Annotated in this window: 17 protein-coding genes; 12 read left to right on the forward strand and 5 right to left on the reverse strand. The window is 66.7% G+C overall.

Translation table 11 applies throughout. The features are described from left to right. Positions 1 to 79 precede the first annotated feature (79 nt). Positions 80 to 2,137 carry a putative bifunctional diguanylate cyclase/phosphodiesterase gene (locus AC06E7_RS10440; RefSeq protein WP_478064523.1) on the reverse strand — a complete coding sequence of 686 codons (2,058 nt, stop codon included), beginning with the start codon at positions 2,135 to 2,137 and terminating at the stop codon, positions 80 to 82. 170 nt (positions 2,138 to 2,307) lie between these two features. Between AC06E7_RS10440 and radA the strand changes: the two genes are divergently transcribed. From radA to AC06E7_RS10455, 3 genes are all read left to right on the forward strand, one after another. Then, the gene (gene radA / locus AC06E7_RS10445) at positions 2,308 to 3,684 is read left to right on the forward strand and encodes a DNA repair protein RadA (RefSeq protein WP_093533108.1); all 1,377 of its coding nucleotides are present in this window, start codon (positions 2,308 to 2,310) and stop codon (positions 3,682 to 3,684) included. A gap of 87 nt (positions 3,685 to 3,771) precedes the next feature. Continuing rightward, positions 3,772 to 5,628, forward strand: a complete 1,857-nt coding sequence (locus AC06E7_RS10450) for an ATP-binding protein (protein WP_145478232.1) — start codon at positions 3,772 to 3,774, stop codon at positions 5,626 to 5,628. A gap of 41 nt (positions 5,629 to 5,669) precedes the next feature. Beyond that, positions 5,670 to 7,976, forward strand: coding sequence for a hypothetical protein (locus tag AC06E7_RS10455; protein WP_473168699.1), 2,307 nt, complete (start codon positions 5,670 to 5,672; stop codon positions 7,974 to 7,976). 30 nt (positions 7,977 to 8,006) lie between these two features. On the opposite strand, the gene AC06E7_RS10460 is transcribed toward AC06E7_RS10455, so the two are convergent. Then, positions 8,007 to 8,801: a cytochrome C assembly family protein gene (locus AC06E7_RS10460; RefSeq protein ID WP_068850270.1), complete on the reverse strand. Its 795-nt coding sequence runs from the start codon at positions 8,799 to 8,801 to the stop codon at positions 8,007 to 8,009. A gap of 96 nt (positions 8,802 to 8,897) precedes the next feature. On the opposite strand from AC06E7_RS10460, the gene ffh reads away from it, so the two are divergent. From ffh to rplS, 7 genes are all read left to right on the forward strand, one after another. Then, positions 8,898 to 10,277 carry a signal recognition particle protein gene (ffh, locus tag AC06E7_RS10465; protein WP_478064525.1) on the forward strand — a complete coding sequence of 460 codons (1,380 nt, stop codon included), beginning with the start codon at positions 8,898 to 8,900 and terminating at the stop codon, positions 10,275 to 10,277. Positions 10,278 to 10,379: 102 nt separating this feature from the next. Continuing rightward, positions 10,380 to 11,456: an NAD(P)H-dependent flavin oxidoreductase gene (locus AC06E7_RS10470; RefSeq protein ID WP_478064527.1), complete on the forward strand. Its 1,077-nt coding sequence runs from the start codon at positions 10,380 to 10,382 to the stop codon at positions 11,454 to 11,456. After that, positions 11,453 to 12,241 carry an aminotransferase class IV gene (locus AC06E7_RS10475; protein WP_478064528.1) on the forward strand — a complete coding sequence of 263 codons (789 nt, stop codon included), beginning with the start codon at positions 11,453 to 11,455 and terminating at the stop codon, positions 12,239 to 12,241. Before AC06E7_RS10470 ends, AC06E7_RS10475 begins: the two co-directional genes overlap by 4 nt. Before the next feature lie 227 nt (positions 12,242 to 12,468). Beyond that, positions 12,469 to 12,729: a 30S ribosomal protein S16 gene (gene rpsP / locus AC06E7_RS10480; protein ID WP_068850278.1), complete on the forward strand. Its 261-nt coding sequence runs from the start codon at positions 12,469 to 12,471 to the stop codon at positions 12,727 to 12,729. A 42-nt stretch (positions 12,730 to 12,771) separates the two neighbouring features. Beyond that, entirely contained in the window at positions 12,772 to 13,284 is a 513-nt protein-coding gene (gene rimM, locus AC06E7_RS10485; protein WP_068850280.1) for a ribosome maturation factor RimM, read from the forward strand. A 3-nt stretch (positions 13,285 to 13,287) separates the two neighbouring features. Then, the gene (trmD, locus tag AC06E7_RS10490) at positions 13,288 to 14,031 is read left to right on the forward strand and encodes a tRNA (guanosine(37)-N1)-methyltransferase TrmD (RefSeq protein WP_093533114.1); all 744 of its coding nucleotides are present in this window, start codon (positions 13,288 to 13,290) and stop codon (positions 14,029 to 14,031) included. Between the two features lie 174 nt (positions 14,032 to 14,205). Next, a complete protein-coding gene (gene rplS, locus AC06E7_RS10495; RefSeq protein ID WP_068850284.1) occupies positions 14,206 to 14,613 on the forward strand; it encodes a 50S ribosomal protein L19 in 408 nt (135 codons plus the stop codon). Between the two features lie 168 nt (positions 14,614 to 14,781). Here rplS and AC06E7_RS10500 read toward each other — a convergent pair whose 3' ends face one another. Continuing rightward, positions 14,782 to 16,248 carry an MATE family efflux transporter gene (locus AC06E7_RS10500; protein ID WP_478064531.1) on the reverse strand — a complete coding sequence of 489 codons (1,467 nt, stop codon included), beginning with the start codon at positions 16,246 to 16,248 and terminating at the stop codon, positions 14,782 to 14,784. A 64-nt stretch (positions 16,249 to 16,312) separates the two neighbouring features. Between AC06E7_RS10500 and AC06E7_RS10505 the strand changes: the two genes are divergently transcribed. Both AC06E7_RS10505 and AC06E7_RS10510 read left to right on the forward strand, forming a co-directional pair. Next, positions 16,313 to 16,633, forward strand: a complete 321-nt coding sequence (locus AC06E7_RS10505; protein ID WP_478064532.1) for a hypothetical protein — start codon at positions 16,313 to 16,315, stop codon at positions 16,631 to 16,633. Between the two features lie 9 nt (positions 16,634 to 16,642). Then, positions 16,643 to 17,053 (forward strand): RNA-binding S4 domain-containing protein, encoded by a 411-nt coding sequence (locus tag AC06E7_RS10510; protein ID WP_217536894.1) that lies wholly within the window; start codon positions 16,643 to 16,645, stop codon positions 17,051 to 17,053. 99 nt (positions 17,054 to 17,152) lie between these two features. On the opposite strand, the gene AC06E7_RS10515 is transcribed toward AC06E7_RS10510, so the two are convergent. Then, positions 17,153 to 17,818 (reverse strand): hypothetical protein, encoded by a 666-nt coding sequence (locus tag AC06E7_RS10515; protein ID WP_478064533.1) that lies wholly within the window; start codon positions 17,816 to 17,818, stop codon positions 17,153 to 17,155. A gap of 2 nt (positions 17,819 to 17,820) precedes the next feature. Further along, positions 17,821 to 19,077 carry an AAA family ATPase gene (locus AC06E7_RS10520; protein WP_478064535.1) on the reverse strand — a complete coding sequence of 419 codons (1,257 nt, stop codon included), beginning with the start codon at positions 19,075 to 19,077 and terminating at the stop codon, positions 17,821 to 17,823. Between the last annotated feature and the right edge of the window lie 13 nt (positions 19,078 to 19,090).

The following is a 19,090-nucleotide window of genomic DNA, read 5'->3' on the forward strand; positions in this document are numbered from 1 at the left end:
GCGAAGAGCAGCCGACTAACAGTCGGCTCTACCGGTCGGGTCTACCGGTGGGCCCCAAACGATCGGCGCCATTGGTCGGTTATGCGGCGTTGCGCAGGAACGCCTCGGCGTCCACCGGCTTGCCCAGGTGGTAACCCTGCAGCAGGTCGCAGCCCAGCTCGTTGAGGTAGTCACGCTGCCCGGCAGTTTCCACGCCCTCGGCTACGATCTGCAGTTGCAGCGAACGCCCCAGCGCCACGATCGAGGACACGATCGCCGCATCTTCCGCGTTGTCCTCCAGGTCGCGCACGAACGCGCGGTCGATCTTCAGTTCGGTCGCCGGCATGCGCTTGAGGTACAGCAGGCTCGAATAGCCCGTGCCGAAATCATCAATGGAAATCTTCACCCCCATCGCGGTCAGCCCGTGCAGGATCTGCAGGCTGGCTTCCACGTCCTGCATGGCCGTGGTCTCGGTCACTTCCAGGGTCAGGTGGTGCGGGGCCAGGCCGTGCCGCTCCAGCGTCGCCTTCACCGTGTCCAGCAGCGTGGTGGACGAGAACTGCAGCGGCGAAAGGTTCACCGCCATCGACCACGTTGCGTGCCCGGCGTCATGCCACTGCCGCAGCTGCGCGCAGGCCTGGTCCAGCACCCAGTCGCCCAGCGGGAGGATCAGCCCGCTGCGTTCGGCAATCGGAATGAAGGTGTCCGGTCCCAGCAGGCCCAGCCCCGGGTGCTGCCAGCGCACCAGGGCTTCGGCGCCGATCACGCCACCGCCATCGGCACGGAACTTGGGCTGATAGTGCAGCACCATCTCATCGCGCTGCAGGGCGCGGCGCAGCTCCTGCAGCAGCTTGAGCTGTCGGTTGGCGCTGACGTGCATCGATTCGGTGAAGAACGTATAGCCGTTCCGGCCCGAGTCCTTGGTGTGGTACATGGCCGCATCGGCATGCGCCATCAGCTCGCGCTCGGTGGTGGCATCGGTAGGGTACATCGCGATGCCCAGGCTGGCGGTGACCTGCAGGTCCAGCGTGTCGATCTCGAACGGCTCGGCCACCGTGGCGATGATGCGCTCGGCCACCACGGCGGCGTCTTCGGGCACATCCAGCTGGAACACGATGACGAACTCATCGCCGCCCAGCCGGGCGAAGGTATCCTGCGCGCGCAGCAGGCCGTTGACCCGCCTGCTCATCTCGATGAGCAGCTTGTCGCCCAGCTGGTGGCCGTAGGCATCGTTGATGGCCTTGAAGCCGTCCAGGTCGCAGAACATCACCGCGAAACTGAAGTTGCGGCGCTTGGCCTTTTCGATGGTCTGTTCGATGCGGTCCTGCAGCAGCATGCGGTTGGGCAGCTGGGTGAGTGGGTCGTGCAGCGCGGCCTGCAGCAGCTTTTCGTTGGCCTGGGCCAGCGAATCGGCGAGCAGGCCGGTGCGGGTGCGCATCTGGCGGTCGAACAGCGAGGCGATCAGCGCGATGCCCAGCGTGGCCAGGGTGGTGACGATGACCAGCACCGCCAGCCACTTGGTATCGAGCCCGTTGGCGTACACCGCGCCGCAGATGCTGCCTTCCGGAAAGTTGGCGGCGGCCATGCCGGTGTAATGCATGCCCACGATGGCCAGGCCCATCACCAGCGAGGCCGCCCCGCGCAGCAGCCCGGTACGGCGCTGTTGGGTGCGTAGCCGGAAGGCGATCCACAGGGCGGCGCCGGCGGCGACGATGGCGATCAGCAGCGAGGCGGCGAACCACAGTGGGTCGTACTCGATGCCCGGCTCCATGCGCATCGCGGCCATGCCCAGGTAGTGCATGCAGGCAATGCCCAGGCCCATCAGCACCGCGCCGGCGACCAGGCGCGGCCACGGCAGCTCCGGGCGCGAGACCAGCCACAGCGCGTAGGCCGAGGCCCCCACCGACGCGGCCAGCGAATACAGGGTGATCGCCAGGTCGTAGCCGACCGGGATCGGCAGGTGGAAGGCGAGCATGGCCACGAAGTGCATGGACCAGATGCCCAGGCCCATGGCGGCGGCGCCACCGGCCAGCCACCAGCGGGCAACGCGGCCTTCGGTACTGGCCAGCCGGCCGGCCATGTCCAGCGCGGTATACGAGGCGAGGATGGCAACCAGCAGCGAGAAAACGACGAGACTCTGGCTGTAGGTGCCGGTCATGGAAAAGCCTGGATGTACATGGGGAAGGGAAAGGCGCGGGCGCCCGCCACGGTATCGGCCGGGGCGGGGCAAGGTTGAGCGGGGGCGTTCAGCCGGCGGTTGGGCGCGCGTCTCGGTTGCTGCGACGTGGCTCGGCTATCCTGCCCGACAGACGATGAATTGGATTTGACATGGCCAAGCGGCTTACCGCCTACGTGTGCAGCGAATGCGGCGCGGAATACAGCAAGTGGCAGGGGCAGTGCACCGAGTGCGGCGCCTGGAACGTGCTGAGCGAGATCACGCTGGAAAGCGCCGCGGCCACCAAGTCGCCGGCGGCGCGTCGCTCGGGCTGGGCCGGCAAGGTCGATGCGCCGAAGATCATGGCGCTCAAGGACGTGCAGCAGACCGAGCACCTGCGGGTAAGCACCGGCATCGGCGAATTCGATCGCGTGCTCGGCGGCGGCCTGGTCGAAGGTGCGGTGGTGCTGGTGGGCGGTGACCCGGGCATCGGCAAATCGACCCTGCTGCTGCAGGCAGTGGCGAAGATGGCCGCCACGCTGCCGGTGCTGTACATCACCGGCGAGGAATCGCTGTCGCAGGTGGCCGGCCGCGCGGTGCGGCTGGACCTGCCACTGGACAACGTCAATGCGCTGGCCGAAACCCAGGTCGAAGCAATCCTGCAGCACGCCAGCGCGGCGCGGCCGAAGCTGATCGTGGCCGATTCGGTGCAGACGCTGTGGACCGAATCGCTCACCGCCGCCCCGGGCTCGGTCAGCCAGGTGCGCGAAAGCGCGGCGCGGCTGGTGCGCTTTGCCAAGGAAACCGGTACGGCCGTGTTCCTGGTGGGGCATGTGACCAAGGAAGGCGGCATTGCCGGCCCGCGCGTGCTCGAGCACATGGTGGATGCGGTGCTGTATTTCGAAGGCGAGAGCGGCAGCCGCTTCCGCCTGCTGCGTGCGTTCAAGAACCGCTTCGGTGCGGTGAACGAGCTGGGCGTGTTCGCGATGGGCGAGAAGGGGCTGAAGGAAGTGTCCAATCCGTCGGCGATCTTCCTGTCCGGCGGCAGCACCCGGCAGCCGGGCAGCTGCGTGATGGTCACCCGCGAGGGCACCCGGCCGCTGCTGGTGGAAGTGCAGGCGCTGGTGGATGCGTCACCGCTGTCGAATCCACGCCGCGTGGCGGTGGGCCTGGAACAGAACCGCCTGGCGATGCTGCTGGCGGTGCTGCACCGTCACGGCGGGGTGCTGGTGGGCGACCAGGACGTGTTCGTGAACGTGGTAGGCGGCATCCGCGTGCAGGAAACGGCCGTGGACCTGCCGGTACTGCTGGCCGTGTTGTCCTCGCTGCAGGACCGGCCGCTGGCGGAAAAGACGATTGCCTTTGGCGAAGTGGGTTTGTCCGGCGAGATCCGCCCGGTACCCAACGGCGAAGACCGCCTGCGCGAAGCGGCCACGCACGGCTTCAAGCGCGCCATCGTGCCCAAGGCCAATGCGCCCAAGACCGGCAGCGTCAAGGGCATGGAAGTCATCGCCGTGGAGCGGTTGTCCGAAGCGATCGACGCGATCTGAATCGGGCATTTCCGGCGCATGCGGGCGCGCAGGCAAACCGTGGCCGGGCTGTGCTAGTTTTCCGTTCCCGCCAGAGAAAACGATTACATGCAAGCGACTCCCCTGGACACGCAGGGCGCCAGCGAGATCCGTCGCGCTGGTGTCGACCTCAACGGATTGATGACGGTCCTTGGCAAACACCTGTATTCCACCCCGGTGGTGGCGCTGCGGGAACTGGTGCAGAACGCGCATGATTCGCTGGTGCGACGTCGGCTGGAACAGGCGGACTGGCAGGAGGCCGGGCGGATCGAGGTGCATGGCGATCCGGTGAACGGCATCGTGCGCATCGTCGATACCGGCGCGGGCCTGACCCAGCAGGAAATCCACGACTACCTGGCCACCGTCGGCGTGGGCTATACCCGTGGCCTGCGCCAGGCGGGCGAGGATGACGAGGGGCTGATCGGCATGTTCGGGCTGGGCTTCCTGTCCGCGTTCGTGCTGGCGCGCCGGGTCACCGTGCGCACCACGTCCTACCAACAACCCGGGTTGGGCCATTGCTATGTGTCCAGCAATGCCGAGCAGTACACGGTATCGCCGATGCCTCCGCGTGCGGTGGGTACCGAGGTGGTGCTGGAACTGCATGGCAGCTACACGCACCTGGCCCAGGAGCAGACCCTGCGCGACATACTGGGCCGCTACTGCGCGCTGCTGGGCGAACCCATCCATATCGGCCATGACGCGCGTGCGATCAATCCCGAGCCGCCGCCGTGGCGCCCGCAGGCGGGCGTGGCGCTGCATCCGCTGCAGGCGCAGCGCCGCGCGCTGGAATTTGCCGCGCACTTCGAGCGCAGCTTCGAGCCGATTGCCTGCATGCCGCTGCGCGCCGAAGGCGGAAGCGATGCGGTGGGGCTGTTGTGGGTGCAGGATGGCGCGACCTACGGCACCAGCGACAACCGCAACCTGTCGGTGTTCGTACGCGGGATGCTGCTCGACGACGACGCGCGCGACCTGCTGCCGCCGTGGGCCGGGTTCATTGGCGGGGTGATCGAATCCAGCCGGCTGACTCCCACCGCCAGCCGCGAGGACCTGCAGCGCGACGACATCTACAGCGCGGTGCAGCATGCGCTCGGCGAGGCGCTCATCGATGGGCTGGTCGAGATCGCCCGGCAGCAGCCCGAAGCCTGGCGGCGCATCCTGGCCCGGCACAACGAGGCGCTGCTGGGCGCCTCGCTCTGCGATGACCGGCTGTTCCAGCTGCTGCTCGAGCACGTGCGCGTGCCCAGCTCGCAGGGCGACATCCGCGCCAGTGAACTGCCGTCGCGTGGCGCGGTCCACGTGATCCTGGACAGTGGTGGCGGCTTCGAGGAAATGCTGTTCCGCGCGATGGGCGTGCCGGTGGCGCATGGCAACCGCTATGCCGTGGTGCCGTTCCTGCGGCGCTGGACCCAGGCCAAGGGCATGCGCCTGGTGGAGCTGGGCACCGAGCAGGGCAATCGCGCGCTGTTCCAGACCGACACGCTGCCCGAGGCCGAACTGGCGTGGCTGCAGACCCACCTGGGCGATGGCGAGCAGCTGCTGCCGGCGCACTTCAGCCCGGCTGAACTGCCGGTGGTGGTGGTGCCCGATCGCGAGGCCGAGCTGAAGCGCCGCCTCGAAGACGACGAGAACGACAAGCGCGTTTCAATGGCCGCGCTGCGCCTGGCGCGGCAGTTCACTGCCCGCATCGTCGCACGTGCACCCTCGCGCCTGTATCTCAACCTGGACAACCCGGCCGTGCAGGCGCTGCTGGCGGCCATGCGCGCCGGCAATCCCCAGGCCGAGGCCGCCGCGCGGCTGCTGCGCTCGCTGAAGGTGATCGTCAGCGCGCAGGGACGTGCGCAGGACGGCGGCGCTGCCAGCAGTGATCTCAACCGCGCGTTCGGCGACATCGCCGAGGCCCTGCAGCAGATGCTGCAGCCGCGCTGACATTTCGATTTTCTTTACGCATTACAGGACGGCACGACCGCATGGATATCTGGAACTGGGTGGAAAAACTGCAGGACGATCTGGGTGAGGCAGGGCAGGCGCAGAGCGCGCAGCTGCTCACCCGGCTGACCGACGAGGTCTGCGAGCTGCGCATCGATCGCGTGGATGCGCTGTTGCCCGAAGCGCGTGCGCTCGGCAAGACGCTTGGAAATCCATGGCTGGACGTGTTCGTGGGCCACTGGGAGATGCGCAACCGGGTCGGCAACCGGCTGGAGGGCGAGTCGGCGCTGGGTGATGCGGTGGCGTTGTTCGAACGCGCGCACCGCGCCGACACGGTGGAGTGCCCACAGTCGGTGTGCGTGACCCAGGACCTGGCCGCGTGTTACGGCAACATCGATGGCCCGGGCTGGGTGCCCGAACGCATCGAGGTGTGCGAGGAAACCCTGGGGCGGATCGACCCGAGCTGGGCCTGCTTCCAGTGCCTGAGTTGCGAGAAGGCCGACGCGCTGCTGGATGATGGAAATCCCCAGGGCGCACTGGACTACCTGGACGTACAGGCCGGTACCGTGCTGGCGCATGGCGGCAAGGTCTACGACAGCTTCCCCGAAATGCGCATCAAGATCCTGCTGGCCAGCGGCCGTGCCGCCGAGGCCCTGGCCTTGATCGACGCGCGCCAGGCCGAGGTGGAGGCCGAGGGCGACTATGAGCCGGCCAACTGCACCGTGCCACGTCGGCTGTCGCGTGCCTGGGCGCTGGCGCAGCTGGGGCGCGATGAAGAGGCGCTGGAGGCCCTGGTGCCGTGGAACCAGGTGTCGCCGAATTACCGGCGCATGTGGGCGCACACGGCGGCGCTGCTGGTGCGCAGCGCGCCCGAACGCAACGGCTGGGACCTGGGGCGCCGGATGAGCGCCACCCTGGCGCATTACGCCCAGGTGGGCGCGCACCGTTTCGTGATCGAGATTGCCGGGTTGTGCGTGGACATGGCCCTGCAGCGTGGCGCGGTGTGGACCGCGCAACGCCACCTGGCGCTGGCCCGCCAACACCTGGATGGTCTGCGCCAGGACCTGGGCGCCCGCGATGCCGTGGCGGCGATGGCCGCGCGCATCGAGGCCGCCCCCGCGGTGGCCGCCCTGCCCGTGCCCGCCGAGGCCCTGTTGGACTGGCTGGTCGGGGAGGGGGCGCAGAACGAAGGGCGCGACCCCGAGCGCGAAGCGCAGTGGTTGCTGCAGGCCGTGGCGGCGCGGCCCGATGATGCGGCCCTGCTGGACGTGGCCGCCTCGGCGCTTGCGGCCTGCGGTGCCGAGGAGGAGGCGCTGGCCCTGCTGTGGGCGTTCGTGCAGCGCCACCCGCACGAAGATGCCTCCCCGGCGTATTCGTTGATGCGGCTGCTGGTGCAGCGTGGCGACCTGGGCGAGCTGGAACGGCTGGTGCAGCACTACCAGGCGCAGGTGCCGGTGTTCGCGCTGTGGTGCCAGGCACAGATCGCGCAGAAGCAGTCCGACTGGGCCGCGCTGGAGCAGGCCTGCTCGGCGCTGCTGGCGCTGTCGCCCGGTTCGCACGGCGCGCGCAATCTGCTGGCGATGGCCCTGATGGCGATGCAGCGCTTCCCGGACGCCGCCGCGCAGTACCGCCACCTCACCGAGGTCCTGGAGGAACCGCGCAGCGCACACTGGGACCATATGACGGCAGCCAGCGCGGCTCGTGACTGGGCAGCCGTGCGGACATCCGCCGCCGCAGTCGGCATGGAACTGGAAAGCACCGAAGGCCCCGTCGAAGAGAACTTCGGCTGGGTGATCATCCGCTGCATGGACGGTGGCGACCCGATCGAGTACTACGCGCGCCGGACCGGCCCGGTCACCGCGCGCATCGTCGAGAACGCGCCAGCCAACCGGCGCCAGCGCGTGGACGACTGGGTGGTGTTCGACGCCGAACTGGTGCATCCGGCACCGGAAGATGAAGAAGAACGCCGTCGCTTCATGCCTACCTATGCCGAAGTCCATCTGCTGGAAAGTGGGGGACATGCGGCGAGCTGGCTGGTGGATGGCGTGCATCCGGGCGAGGAGGCCTGGGCGGCGTTCTCCGACGCGGTCAAGGACCGCGGCTGGAAGCTGTGGACCCACAGCGCGGACGACTACCAGCTTGCCGACACCCAGGCCGACGGCGCGCCGCTGCCAGGGGTGCTGTTCACCCTCGCCCAGCCTCAGGAAGCGCCCCCGCTGGCGCTGCACCGGTTCCTGCTTGAGGCCACCGCCGGCTGGCCGCATCGGATGTGCTGGCTGCGCCTGGCCGAAGCCTGCGGCCAGGACGAACAGCGGCACCTTGATGTGATCGCGCGTTACGGGCTGTAAGCGATGCAGCGGGCGCGCCGCGGCGGTTGATCAGCGCGCGCGCCCGAACACCAGTTCGATGACGAACTGGCTGCCGAAGAATGCCAGCAGCAGCAGCGCCATGGCGGTGAGGGTCCAATGCACCGCTTTGGCGCCGCGCCAGCCGTAGCGGCGTCGGCCGATCAGCAGCGTGCCGAACACGATCCACGACAGCACGCTGAGCACCGTCTTGTGCACCAGTTTCTGTGCGAGCAGGTCGTCCACGAACAGCACGCCGGTGAGCAGGGTCAGCGTGAGCAGGGCAAAGCCCACCGCGATCACGCGGAACAGCAGGGCTTCCAGGTCCGCCAGCGGCGGCAGGGCGCGCAGCCACGGGCGGAAATCGCGGCGGCGCAGGGCGCGTTCCTGCAGCCACAGCATGATCGCCAGCAACGCGGCCACGCTCAGGGTGGCGTAGGCCAGCAGCGCCATCCAGGCGTGGGTGGCCAGCTGCCAGCCCAGCGGCCGGCTGGGTGCATGCCCGTAGCCGTGGTAGACGCACAGCACCGCCGCGGCCATCGGGAACACCAGCACGCCCAGTGCGGCCATGCGCCCGCGCGCGGCCACCAGCGAGGTCAGCCAGGCCATGCCCAGCCCGACCAGGGACAGCGCCGCGAAGAAGTGCATGTCCGGCCCGCCGCTGGTGTGCAGGGCCACCAGTGCGTGGTAGCTGCCGTGCAGGACCATCGCCGGCACCGCCGGCCACAGCCAGGTGGGCGAGCGGTTGGCGTCATCGCGCACCACCGCGCGCACCAGCAGGGCGGTGGCGGCCAGGTACAGCAGGGTCGCGATGAGAACGATTGTCATCGTGTCAGTTTCGCATACCCCCGGGCCGTCGGGGGAGTGCAGCGGACCCGCTATACTGTGCGTCTCTTTGTCTTTCGTTCTGAACAGGTTGCCTCCATGTTCGAGTCCCTGACCCAGCGCCTCTCCGGCACCATCGAGCGGCTGCGTGGCCGCGGTCGCCTCACCGAGGAAAACATCCGCGAGGCCACCCGCGAAGTCCGCATCGCGCTGCTGGAAGCCGACGTCGCCCTGCCGGTCGTGCAGGCCCTGGTCGAGCGCATCAAGGTGCGCGCGGTCGGCCAGGAAGTGCTCAAGTCGCTGACCCCGGGCCAGGCGCTGATCAAGGTCGTGCGCGACGAGCTGACCGCCGTGATGGGCTCGGCCGCCTCCGACCTGAACCTCAATGTGCCGGCCCCCGCCATCATCCTGATGGCCGGCCTGCAGGGTGCGGGCAAGACCACCACGGTGGGCAAGCTGGCCAAGCACCTGAAGGAGAAGCGCAAGAAGAAGGTGATGGTGGTGTCGGCCGACGTCTATCGTCCGGCCGCGATCGAGCAGCTCAAGACCCTGGCCGACCAGGTGGGCGTGCTGTTCTTCCCGTCCAGCGCCGACCAGAAGCCCGAAGCCATCGTGCGCGCGGCCATCGATGATGCGCGCAAGTCGTTCGTGGACGTGCTGCTGGTCGATACCGCCGGCCGCCTGGCCATCGACGAAGCGATGATGGCGGAGATCAAGGCCCTGCACGCGGCGGTGAACCCGGCGGAAACCCTGTTCGTGGTCGATGCCATGACCGGCCAGGACGCGGCCAATACCGCCAAGGCCTTCGGCGAAGCGCTGCCGCTGACCGGCGTGGTGCTGACCAAGACCGACGGTGACGCCCGTGGCGGTGCCGCGCTGAGCGTGCGCTACATCACCGGCAAGCCGATCAAGTTCGTCGGCGTCAGCGAAAAGCCCGACGGCCTGGACGTGTTTCATCCGGACCGTATCGCCGGCCGCATCCTGGACATGGGCGACGTGCTGTCGCTGGTGGAGCAGGTCGAGCAGCAGGTCGACAAGGACAAGGCGCAGAAGCTGGCCGAGAAGGTCGCCAAGGGCAAGAAGTTCGACCTGAACGACATGCGCGACCAGCTCGAGCAGATGCAGAACATGGGCGGCATCGGCGGCCTGATGGACAAGCTGCCGGGCCTGGGCCAGATCCCCGAGCACCTCAAGCAGCAGGTCAGCCAGGGCAAGGAAGTGCCGCGCATGATCGCCATCATCAATTCGATGACCAAGAAGGAACGCCGCAACCCGGGCCTGCTCAACGGCTCGCGCCGTGCCCGCATCGCGCGCGGTTCCGGCCTGACTCCGGCCGACGTCAACAAGCTGATGAAGCAGTATCAGCAGATGGAAAAGATGATGAGCAAGATGGCCGGCGGCGGCATGAAGGGCATGATGCGCAGCATGAAGGGCATGATGGGTGCCATGGGCGGCCGCGGCGGCATGCCGTTCCGCTGATCAAGGCGTCGGTCATCGGGCCGCCCGCGTAGCGACACGCCATGCGTGTCCAAGGGACGCCCGGCGTAGACTGTAAAGGTCGACCCCAAAGGTGCGCCCCGCATGACCGACCCGCGAATCCTCGAACGCGCCGACAGTTTCTGTCGGCGTTTCTCGTTGCAGTCTCCCATTCTGCTCGCCCCCATGGCCGGCGCCTGTCCGGTGACGCTGTCGGCCGTGCTGGCCAACCACGGCAGCATGGGCGCGATGGGCGCGGTCCTCTCGCAGCCGCAGGACATCGTGGCGTGGATGGATGCCTTCCGCGCCCAGTCCAGCGGGCCGGCGCAGGTCAATGTGTGGATCCCGGATGCTGCGCCCGCGCGCGATGCTGACGCCGAAGCCGCCACCCGGGCATTTCTCGCGCAGTGGGGCCCGGAAGTGCCGGCAGATGCCGCCGACGCCGGCCCGGCCGATTTCGATGCGCAGTTCGATGCACTGATTGCCGCGAAGCCTGCGGTCGCCTCCACCATCATGGGCGTCTTCAGTGCCGCCCAGGTGCAGCGCCTGAAAGACGCCGGCATCGCTTGGTTCGCCTGCGCCACCACCTTGGCCGAAGCGCTGGCCGCCGAGGCTGCGGGTGCCGATGCGGTCGTGGCGCAGGGCTTCGAGGCCGGTGGCCATCGCGGCGCGTTTGATCCGGCGGCTGCCGAGCGCCAACTGGTGGGCCTGTTCGCCTTGGTGCCGCGCATGGCCGACCGCCTGCAGGTGCCGGTGATTGCCGCAGGCGGCATCGCCGACGGACGCGGCATCGCCGCCGCGCTGATGCTGGGTGCCAGCGCGGTGCAGATCGGCACCGCGTTCCTGCGCACGCCCGAGTGCGCGATCGACCCGGCCTGGTCGCAGGCGCTGGCGGCCGCCGAACCGGAAGACACCTGGCCGACCCGTGCCTTCAGCGGCCGGCTCGGCCGTGGCCTGGCGACACCCTATGTGCGTGCAGCCGCCGCCCCGTCCGCGCCGCCGCCGCGCCCGTACCCGGTGCAGCGCGGCCTGACCGCGCCGATGCGCGCCCAGGCCAACCGCGAACACCGCATCGACGCGATGCAGGCGTGGGCCGGGCAATCGGCCTGGATGGCGCCCGACAAGCCGGCGGCCGAAGTGCTGCAGGCGCTGTGGGCCGACGCGCGCGGGTTGCTGGGATGAGCGTGTACTGCAACGGCCACCGCGCCAGCGCCGACGATCTGGCCGGCGCGCTGGTCAACTACGGCCACTTCACCTCGCTGCAGGTGCGCGGCGGTGCGGTGCAGGGGCTCGACCTGCACCTGCGGCGCTTGCGCCAGGGCACCGAGGAACTGTTTGGCAGCACGCTGGATGGCACCCGGGTGCAGGCCTGGATGCAGGCGGCGCTGCTGGCCGAAGGCAGGGTCGATGCCTCGCTGCGGGTGACGGTGTTTTCGCGCGCGTTCGATTTCCGCAAGCTGCTGCAGGTCGTGCCGGTGGATGTGCTGGTGGCGGTGTCAGCGCCGGTGACGCTGCCGGCAAGGGCACGCCGCGTGCGCAGCGTGGTGTACCAGCGCGAGTTGCCTCACCTCAAGCATGTGGGCACGCTCCCGTTGTTCGAGCATCGTCGGCAGGCGCTGCAGGCCGGGTACGACGATGCAGTATTCGTGGATGCGCAGGGTGCGATCAGCGAAGGCACCACCTGGAACATCGCGTTCGGGCGTGGTGGAGACCTGGTGTGGCCGCAGGCCCCGGCATTGCGCGGAACGCAGGAGCGCCTGCTGCAGGCGGGGTGGGGCGGGGAGCCGCAGCTGGCGCCGTTGCGGTTGGACGACCTGGCCGGGTTCGACGCCGCCATTGCCTGCAATGCCGCAGGGGTGTGGCCGATCGGGAGCATTGATGGAGTGGCGTTCCCGGGGTCGGAGGGAGTCTGCGGAAAAGCCAAGGCAGTGTTGTTGCAGGCGCCGTGGGATTCCGTGTTGGGGTGAGACCGCCTGGGCCGGCCGACGGCCGGCGCTACCGGATATCCGGCTGCGGCCGCTCGGTAGCGCCGGCCGTTGGCCGGCCCAAGCGGCGCCTGCAACCCTGCTCAACCGTCCTGAACGACCAATTCAGGTTCCCCCGCCCAGGCAGGCTTGGAATGCCCGCACCCCGCCGCTATAATCGCCGGCTTACCGCGCCATCCTGGCGACTGGGCAATAGAGGAAGCAACACCATGGTCAAGATCCGACTGACCCGCGGCGGCGCCAAGAAGCGTCCGTTCTACCACATCATCGTGACCGACTCGCGCAGCGCGCGTGACGGCCGCAACATCGAGCGCGTGGGTTACTACAACCCGGTTGCCCAGGGCGCCGAAGCCCGCATCGTGCTGGATATCCCGAAGGTCGACGCATGGGTTGCCAACGGCGCCCAGCTGACCGACAAGGTTCGCAACCTGTACAAGGAAGCGACCAAGGCCCAGGCCGCTGCGGCCTGATCCTGAAGGGCCGCGCCTGGCGCGGCCCGTCGGCATATACAGATGAAAGATACCGAGCGCCGCATCCTGCTGGGCAGGATTGTCGGCGCTTTTGGTGTGCGAGGCGAGATAAAGCTCGAGTCCTGGACCGAGCCGCGTACCGCCATCTTCAACTATCAGCCCTGGATCCTGCGCTCGCCCGCCGGCCAGGAGAGCACCCTCAAGGGCGCGCGCGGACGTCAGTCCGGCAAGCACCTGGTTGCGGTGTTTCCCGATATCACCGACCGCGATGTGGTCGAGTCGATGTACGGAACCGAAGTCTATGTAGCACGCAGCGCACTGCCGCCGCCGAAGGCCGACGAGTACTACTGGGTCGACCTGGAAGGTCTGCAGGTGCGTACCGTCGATGGCGTCGAACTGGGGCGGGTATCGCACCTGTTCTCGACCGGCTCCAACGACGTGGTGGTGGTGCAGGGCGACCGTGAGCGGATGATTCCGTTCGTGCAGCCGGACTTCGTCAAATCGGTGGATTTCGAGGCCAACCTGGTCATCGTTGATTGGGACCCGGAGTTCTGACCGGTGCGCATTGACGTCATCACCTTGTTCCCGGAATTCATGGCGCAGTCGGCCGCGCTGGGCGTGGTCGGCCGGGCGGCCGAACGCGGCCTGCTGGACCTGCATGGCTGGAATCCGCGTGACTACGCCGAGGGCAACTATCGCCGGGTGGACGACCGTCCGTTCGGCGGTGGCCCGGGCATGGTGATGCTGATCGAGCCGCTGCGCGCCTGCCTGGCTGCGGCCAAGGCGGCCGACCCGGCGCCGGCCCCGGTCATTTACCTGAGCCCGCAGGGCAAGCCGCTGACCCAGGCCAAGGTCCGGGAACTGGCGGCATTGCCGCGCATGATCCTGCTGTGCGGGCGCTATGAGGGCGTGGACGAGCGCTTCCTGGCGGCCGAGGTCACCGAGGAAATCTCGATTGGCGATTACGTCCTGTCCGGCGGTGAGCTGGGCGCGGCGGTGATCGTGGATGCCGTTACCCGGCTGCAGGAAGGCGCCCTCAACGACGCCGAATCTGCCGCCCAGGACAGTTTCGAAGGCCCGCAGGGGCTGCTGGACTGCCCGCATTTCAGCCAGCCGGCGCAACATGAATGGGGCGATGTCCCGGACGTGCTGCGCTCGGGCAACCACGCAGCCATCGCCCGCTGGCGCCGCCAGCAATCGCTGCTGCGGACCTGGCTGCGGCGCCCGGACCTGCTTGACGAGGCCAGCCTGTCCAAGGCCGACCGGATCCTGCTGGACCAGGCAAGGGCCGAACTGCCGTAACGCCCGCTGGGGTGGTAACTGCCCCGAAGAATGGTTAGAATTGCGGATTCCCATCAGGCCTTTCACGCCTGACGGTGGAAACCCTACAAAAAACGTGCAGCACAGTCCGGTGACTGCATGAGCCTACGTTGTCGAAACGACACGCCCACCCGAACGAACACAATCGGTGCACCCATGAGCAAGCTGAACAAAACCATCCTCTCGGACTTCGAATCCGCCCAGATCACCCGCGAGCTGCCGAAGTTCAGCCAGGGCGACACCATTGTCGTGAACGTGAAGGTGAAGGAAGGCAACCGCGAGCGCGTCCAGGCGTACGAAGGCGTCGTGATCGGCACCAAGAACGCCGGCCTGAACTCCGCGTTCACCGTCCGCAAGATCTCGCACGGCTACGGCGTCGAGCGCGTCTTCCAGACCCACAGCGCCATCATCGACTCGGTCGAAGTGAAGCGTCGTGGTAAGGTCCGCGCCGGCAAGCTGTACTACCTGCGTGGCCTGGAAGGCAAGGCTGCCCGCATCAAGGAAGATCTGGCTGCTGCTGCGCAGGCCAAGGCCGCGCGCCTGGCTGCCAAGGCTGCCCAGTAATTCCGGCGTGGGGTACCGACCAACGGTCGGTACCTACCCCACCAGACGGCCACCTTCGGGTGGCCGTTTGCGTTTGGGGCTGCGTGGGACACGCATGGCGTGTCGCTACGAAGGGGGCCGTTGGGCTTCCATGCTCGCGTAGGGACACGCCATGCGTGTCTACGCGTTCTACCCGCGTTCGACTGCGGCAATCGGCGGCGCAGGATCGGCGACCGGCGAGGGCGGCGATGCGGGAATTTCCGCGGGCGCCGCCACTTCCTGGCGATGCGCCGGCAACATGCGTGCCTTGCGCCAGCCGCCCCAGCGGTAATACGCCAGCGACATCAGCATCGCGCAGAACGAGCTCACCGGGAAACTCCACCACACCGCATCGGCGCCCCAGCGATCCCGCAGCAGCTCGGCGAACGGCACACGGATTCCCCACAACGAGGCGGCCAGGATCAGCAGCGGCGGAATCACCGCACCGGTGGAGCGCACCACGCCGGAGATCACGAAGTTCACGCCGAAGAACAGGAACGACCACACCGCGATGTGGTTGAGGTGGCGCGCCACGTCCAGCGCTTCGCTGCCGCTGGGCAGGAACAGCGCCAGCGAGTAACGGTCCAGCAGGATCAGCGGCAGGATCAGCACGCCGGTCAGCAGGAAGTTGTACAGCACGCCGCTGCGCGCGGTGCCCCGCACCCGCGACCAGTTGCCCGCGCCCACGTTCTGCGCGGCCATCGACGAACACGCCGCACCGATCGCCATCGCCGGCATCTGCACATACGTCCACAACTGCAGCGACGCACCATAGGCCGCTGCGGTATCAGTGCCGTAGCTGTTGACCATGGTCATCATCATGATCATCGACAGCGAAATCAGCACCATCTGCAGGCCCATCGGCACGCCCTTGACCACCAGTGCGCGCAGGATTTCCGTGTCGATCTTGAACAGCCGCATGTCCTTGCGCCCCAGCCACAACACATGGCGCTTGTTGCGCATGTACCAGAGCAGCCCGATCAGCGACAGCGTCTGCGCGATGAGCGTGGCCCACGCCGCGCCGGCGATGCCCAGCCTGGGGAACGGCCCGATGCCGAAAATCAGCAGCGGATTGAAGCCGATGTCCAGCACCACCGACAGCAGCAGGAAGCGGAACGGCGTGCGTGAATCGCCGACGCCGCGCAGTGCCGAACTGAGGAAAGCGAACGCGTACAGCGTGGGCATGGCCAGGAAGATGATGCGCAGGTAGGCCTCGGCCAGCGGCAGTGACGCTGCCGGCGTGCCCATCGCCGCCAGCAGCGGATGCGACAGCCACCAGCCGGCGATGGCGATCACCACCGACAGCCCGATGAAGAAGGTGGCACTGGTGCCCATTACCCGCCGCGCCTGGGGGATGTCCCTGGCGCCCATCGCCTGGCCGATCAGGATGGTGGCGGCCATGCCGATGCCGAACACCGAACCGATCAGGAAGAACATGATGTTGTTGGCGTTGGCGGTAGCCGTCAGCGCCGCCTCGCCCAGGAAGCGGCCCACCCACACCGCATTCACCGAGCCGTTCAACGACTGGGCGATATTGCCGGCCAGGATCGGCAGGGCGAACAGGAACAGGTTGCGCCCGATCGGGCCGGTGGTCAGGTCAAGCGGCGCTTTGGCCATGGGCTCTGGAGATCAAGGCGGGACAGCGGCACACTAGCACCACGCCCATCTACGGGATATCGCGATGCGCACCTACGCGTCTCACTGCATGATCGCCGCGACCGCTTTACCCGGCACGGGACGGCGCCGGACCCGCCCGGCTGACCGGTTCATCCCCGCCGTGCTGGCGCTCTTGATTGCCGCCGCGCTGCCCGCATGTTCGTCTACGGACGACCGCCTGCGCGATGCGCAGGTACGGCCGATGGACCGACCGGAATGCCAGGTCGGCAGCCAGCGCCGCGATCTGGATGCGGGGGTACCCGTACTGATCGGTGGCACCGGCTGCCGGGGCAACCCGTCGGCGCCGCAACCGCTGAATCGACGACCGGCCGAGCCGGGGAGCTGAACCAACCGCATGACCGAAGCACAACCGTTGGTGGCCGCCTCCGTGCGGCTGGACGTGTGGCTCTGGGCCGCACGCTTCTTCAAGACCCGCAGCCTGGCCAAGCAGGCCGTGGAAACGGGCAAGGTGGACGTGGCCGGGCAGCGCCCGAAGTCCTCGCGCGCGGTACGCGTGGGCGAGCAGTTGCAGATCAGCCGCGGCGATGAGGTGTATGACGTGCAGGTGCGCGGCCTGAGCGACCTGCGCGGCCCGGCGCCGGTGGCGCAGCAGCTGTACGAGGAAAGCGAAGCCTCGCGCGCGCGAAGGGCGGAGCAGCGTGCCCAGCGCGCGGCCATGAAGAACGGCTACCTGCCACCGGAGCATCGCCCCGACAAACGTGCGCGGCGCTTGATCCGCGCGCTGGGTGACCTTGACGCGCTGTAAGCAACGCGAGGGCCGGCCAACCGCCGGCGGGCGACTGTCATCCGGTAGCGTCGGCCGTTGGCCGACCCAGGCGGTGCTGTAACGTTCGGCAGCCTGGCCTTACTGCACGACCACCGGGGGAAGGCTCTCCACAAACCTATCAAGGCTCACGCTGCGCGACCTCGCGTCATCCAAACGCTTGGTCTTTCGAAAATCTTTCGAAATGGCTTCATAGCAGGCATGCGCCTTCTCGTACGCCGTATTCTGTTTCGCCAATTGCTTGCGCAGGCGCTCTTCACAGCTTTTCGTTGATCTGGCAGCGGCAGACCCATGCAGCGCCATCAGCCAGCATTCCAACGAGTGCACCGAGATGGCAGTGAACACGCGATCCTCGATGCTTGCCCACTCGTCGCCAAACTTGGTGGCAATTAGGGCCCGCGCCTGGGTGACCAGCGTGGCCTCGTCGACATCTACGCCGCCAGGGGCAAGCGGCAACCCAAAGTTGGCGTGTTCGCCCATGTCGGTGTCGATTTGAACGACCAGATAATCGTTCAAGGAAAGGGCATGAGTAGCCTCCCCCGGCTTTGAGCAAGATTCAAAAACGTTCTCCCATCCCGCGAAATCACCCTGCCTCGCCGCGTCGGTGGCGTCTCTCGGGGGCTGAACGTGGCTGAAGAAGACTTCCACACCAAAGCGTTTGTAATGACCTTCTAAAATTGCCTCGAGTGCAACCTGATCGGTGATGCCTTCAGTGATCAAAGCGAAGCTGACTTCGTTTTCTTCCATGGTCAGAAGTTCTTCGGTAGGCCGCCAAGGTATCCGCTGATGAACGCAGTGGAGAGCTTCACATCAGTAGCGTTACCAGATTTTTGTTTGATACGGCGCACTTTTGTCTCTCCCTCACTGCTACGAGAGATCACAAAAAGACGTTGGTCGTCGTCGTTTAGATCTAGACCGTCAAGCGTTGCGGGGTTGTGTGTAGTAAGGATTACCTGCTTTTCGCTCTCTTGAGCAAGTTTGGCAAGCTCAGTGATGAGATGGGCGCACAGCTTTGGATTTAACGATGCATCAACGTTGTCAACGGCGAAGAATCGTGGCGTGAGATCCGTAGAGAACAGGCAGAAGTAGAAGAGCAAAAAGAGGAATCCCTCATTAGCGCTGACCTGATCCAGGCTGCCTGCGGCCTCGTGGAGGTATCGATCCTTGATTTCGATTCTGCGCTCGAGAGTATTGCTTTCGTCGGGAACCCGCAGATCTTCAAACCATCCGAGAACCTTTAAGCGCTCGCGAATCGCCTTAATGGAGCCCGCATAGTCGGGTGTCTCATTGATGACCTTCAAAAACTTCAGAAGGCCTTCGCCTTGGATTCCCAATGGCTCTATCTGGCCCTCTCTCTGGAATTCTCGAAGTGATTGATTTTCTGGTGAATATATTACGAAATCCCTAATTGCGCTTATGTCAGATTGCCCACTGTGACCGCCCGCCGGCTGGGGAGGTGTTTGTAGTGTCACTTCAATGGGCTCAGTCTTTCCATGATCCAAGCGCTTGCGAAGCTCGGCTATGAAGTTCTCCAGAGTCTCGGAGTCCGTGACGCGAAAATCTGCAACTGAGACGCCATCGTGCAGGTTTTCGTTTCTTTTTCTGATTATCTCTTGAAGCGTGCCGATCCAAAAGTCAGGGTCCATTTTAAGTTTGGCGTCTGAGGTTTGTTCGCACTTCCAGCTTGAGTAGGGCTTGCCGTCATTGCTCAGGCGAAAGCTCGCCCGGATAGGATCGTCCGTGGCGACCGATATCTCGATGTCAGGGTCCGCTGTTGCACCACTAAGAGCGCATCGCATGTGATTGGCTTCAGCGGTTCGAATTCCTCGCGAAGCGAGGAACTCGTTATCCAATTTGTCCGCTGCGGCCGCCCCCGCCAGCGCTAGCGCTTCAAGAATGTTGCTCTTCCCCGAACCGTTCTCGCCAATGAAAACATTGACGCGGCCTAGTTCGAGCCTCATCTTCTTGATCGACTTAAAATTCTCGATCTGGATTTTTCTGATCACGGGCGCTCACGTC

The sequence above is a fragment of the Stenotrophomonas sp. Steno-Z4 genome (assembly GCF_056393145.1).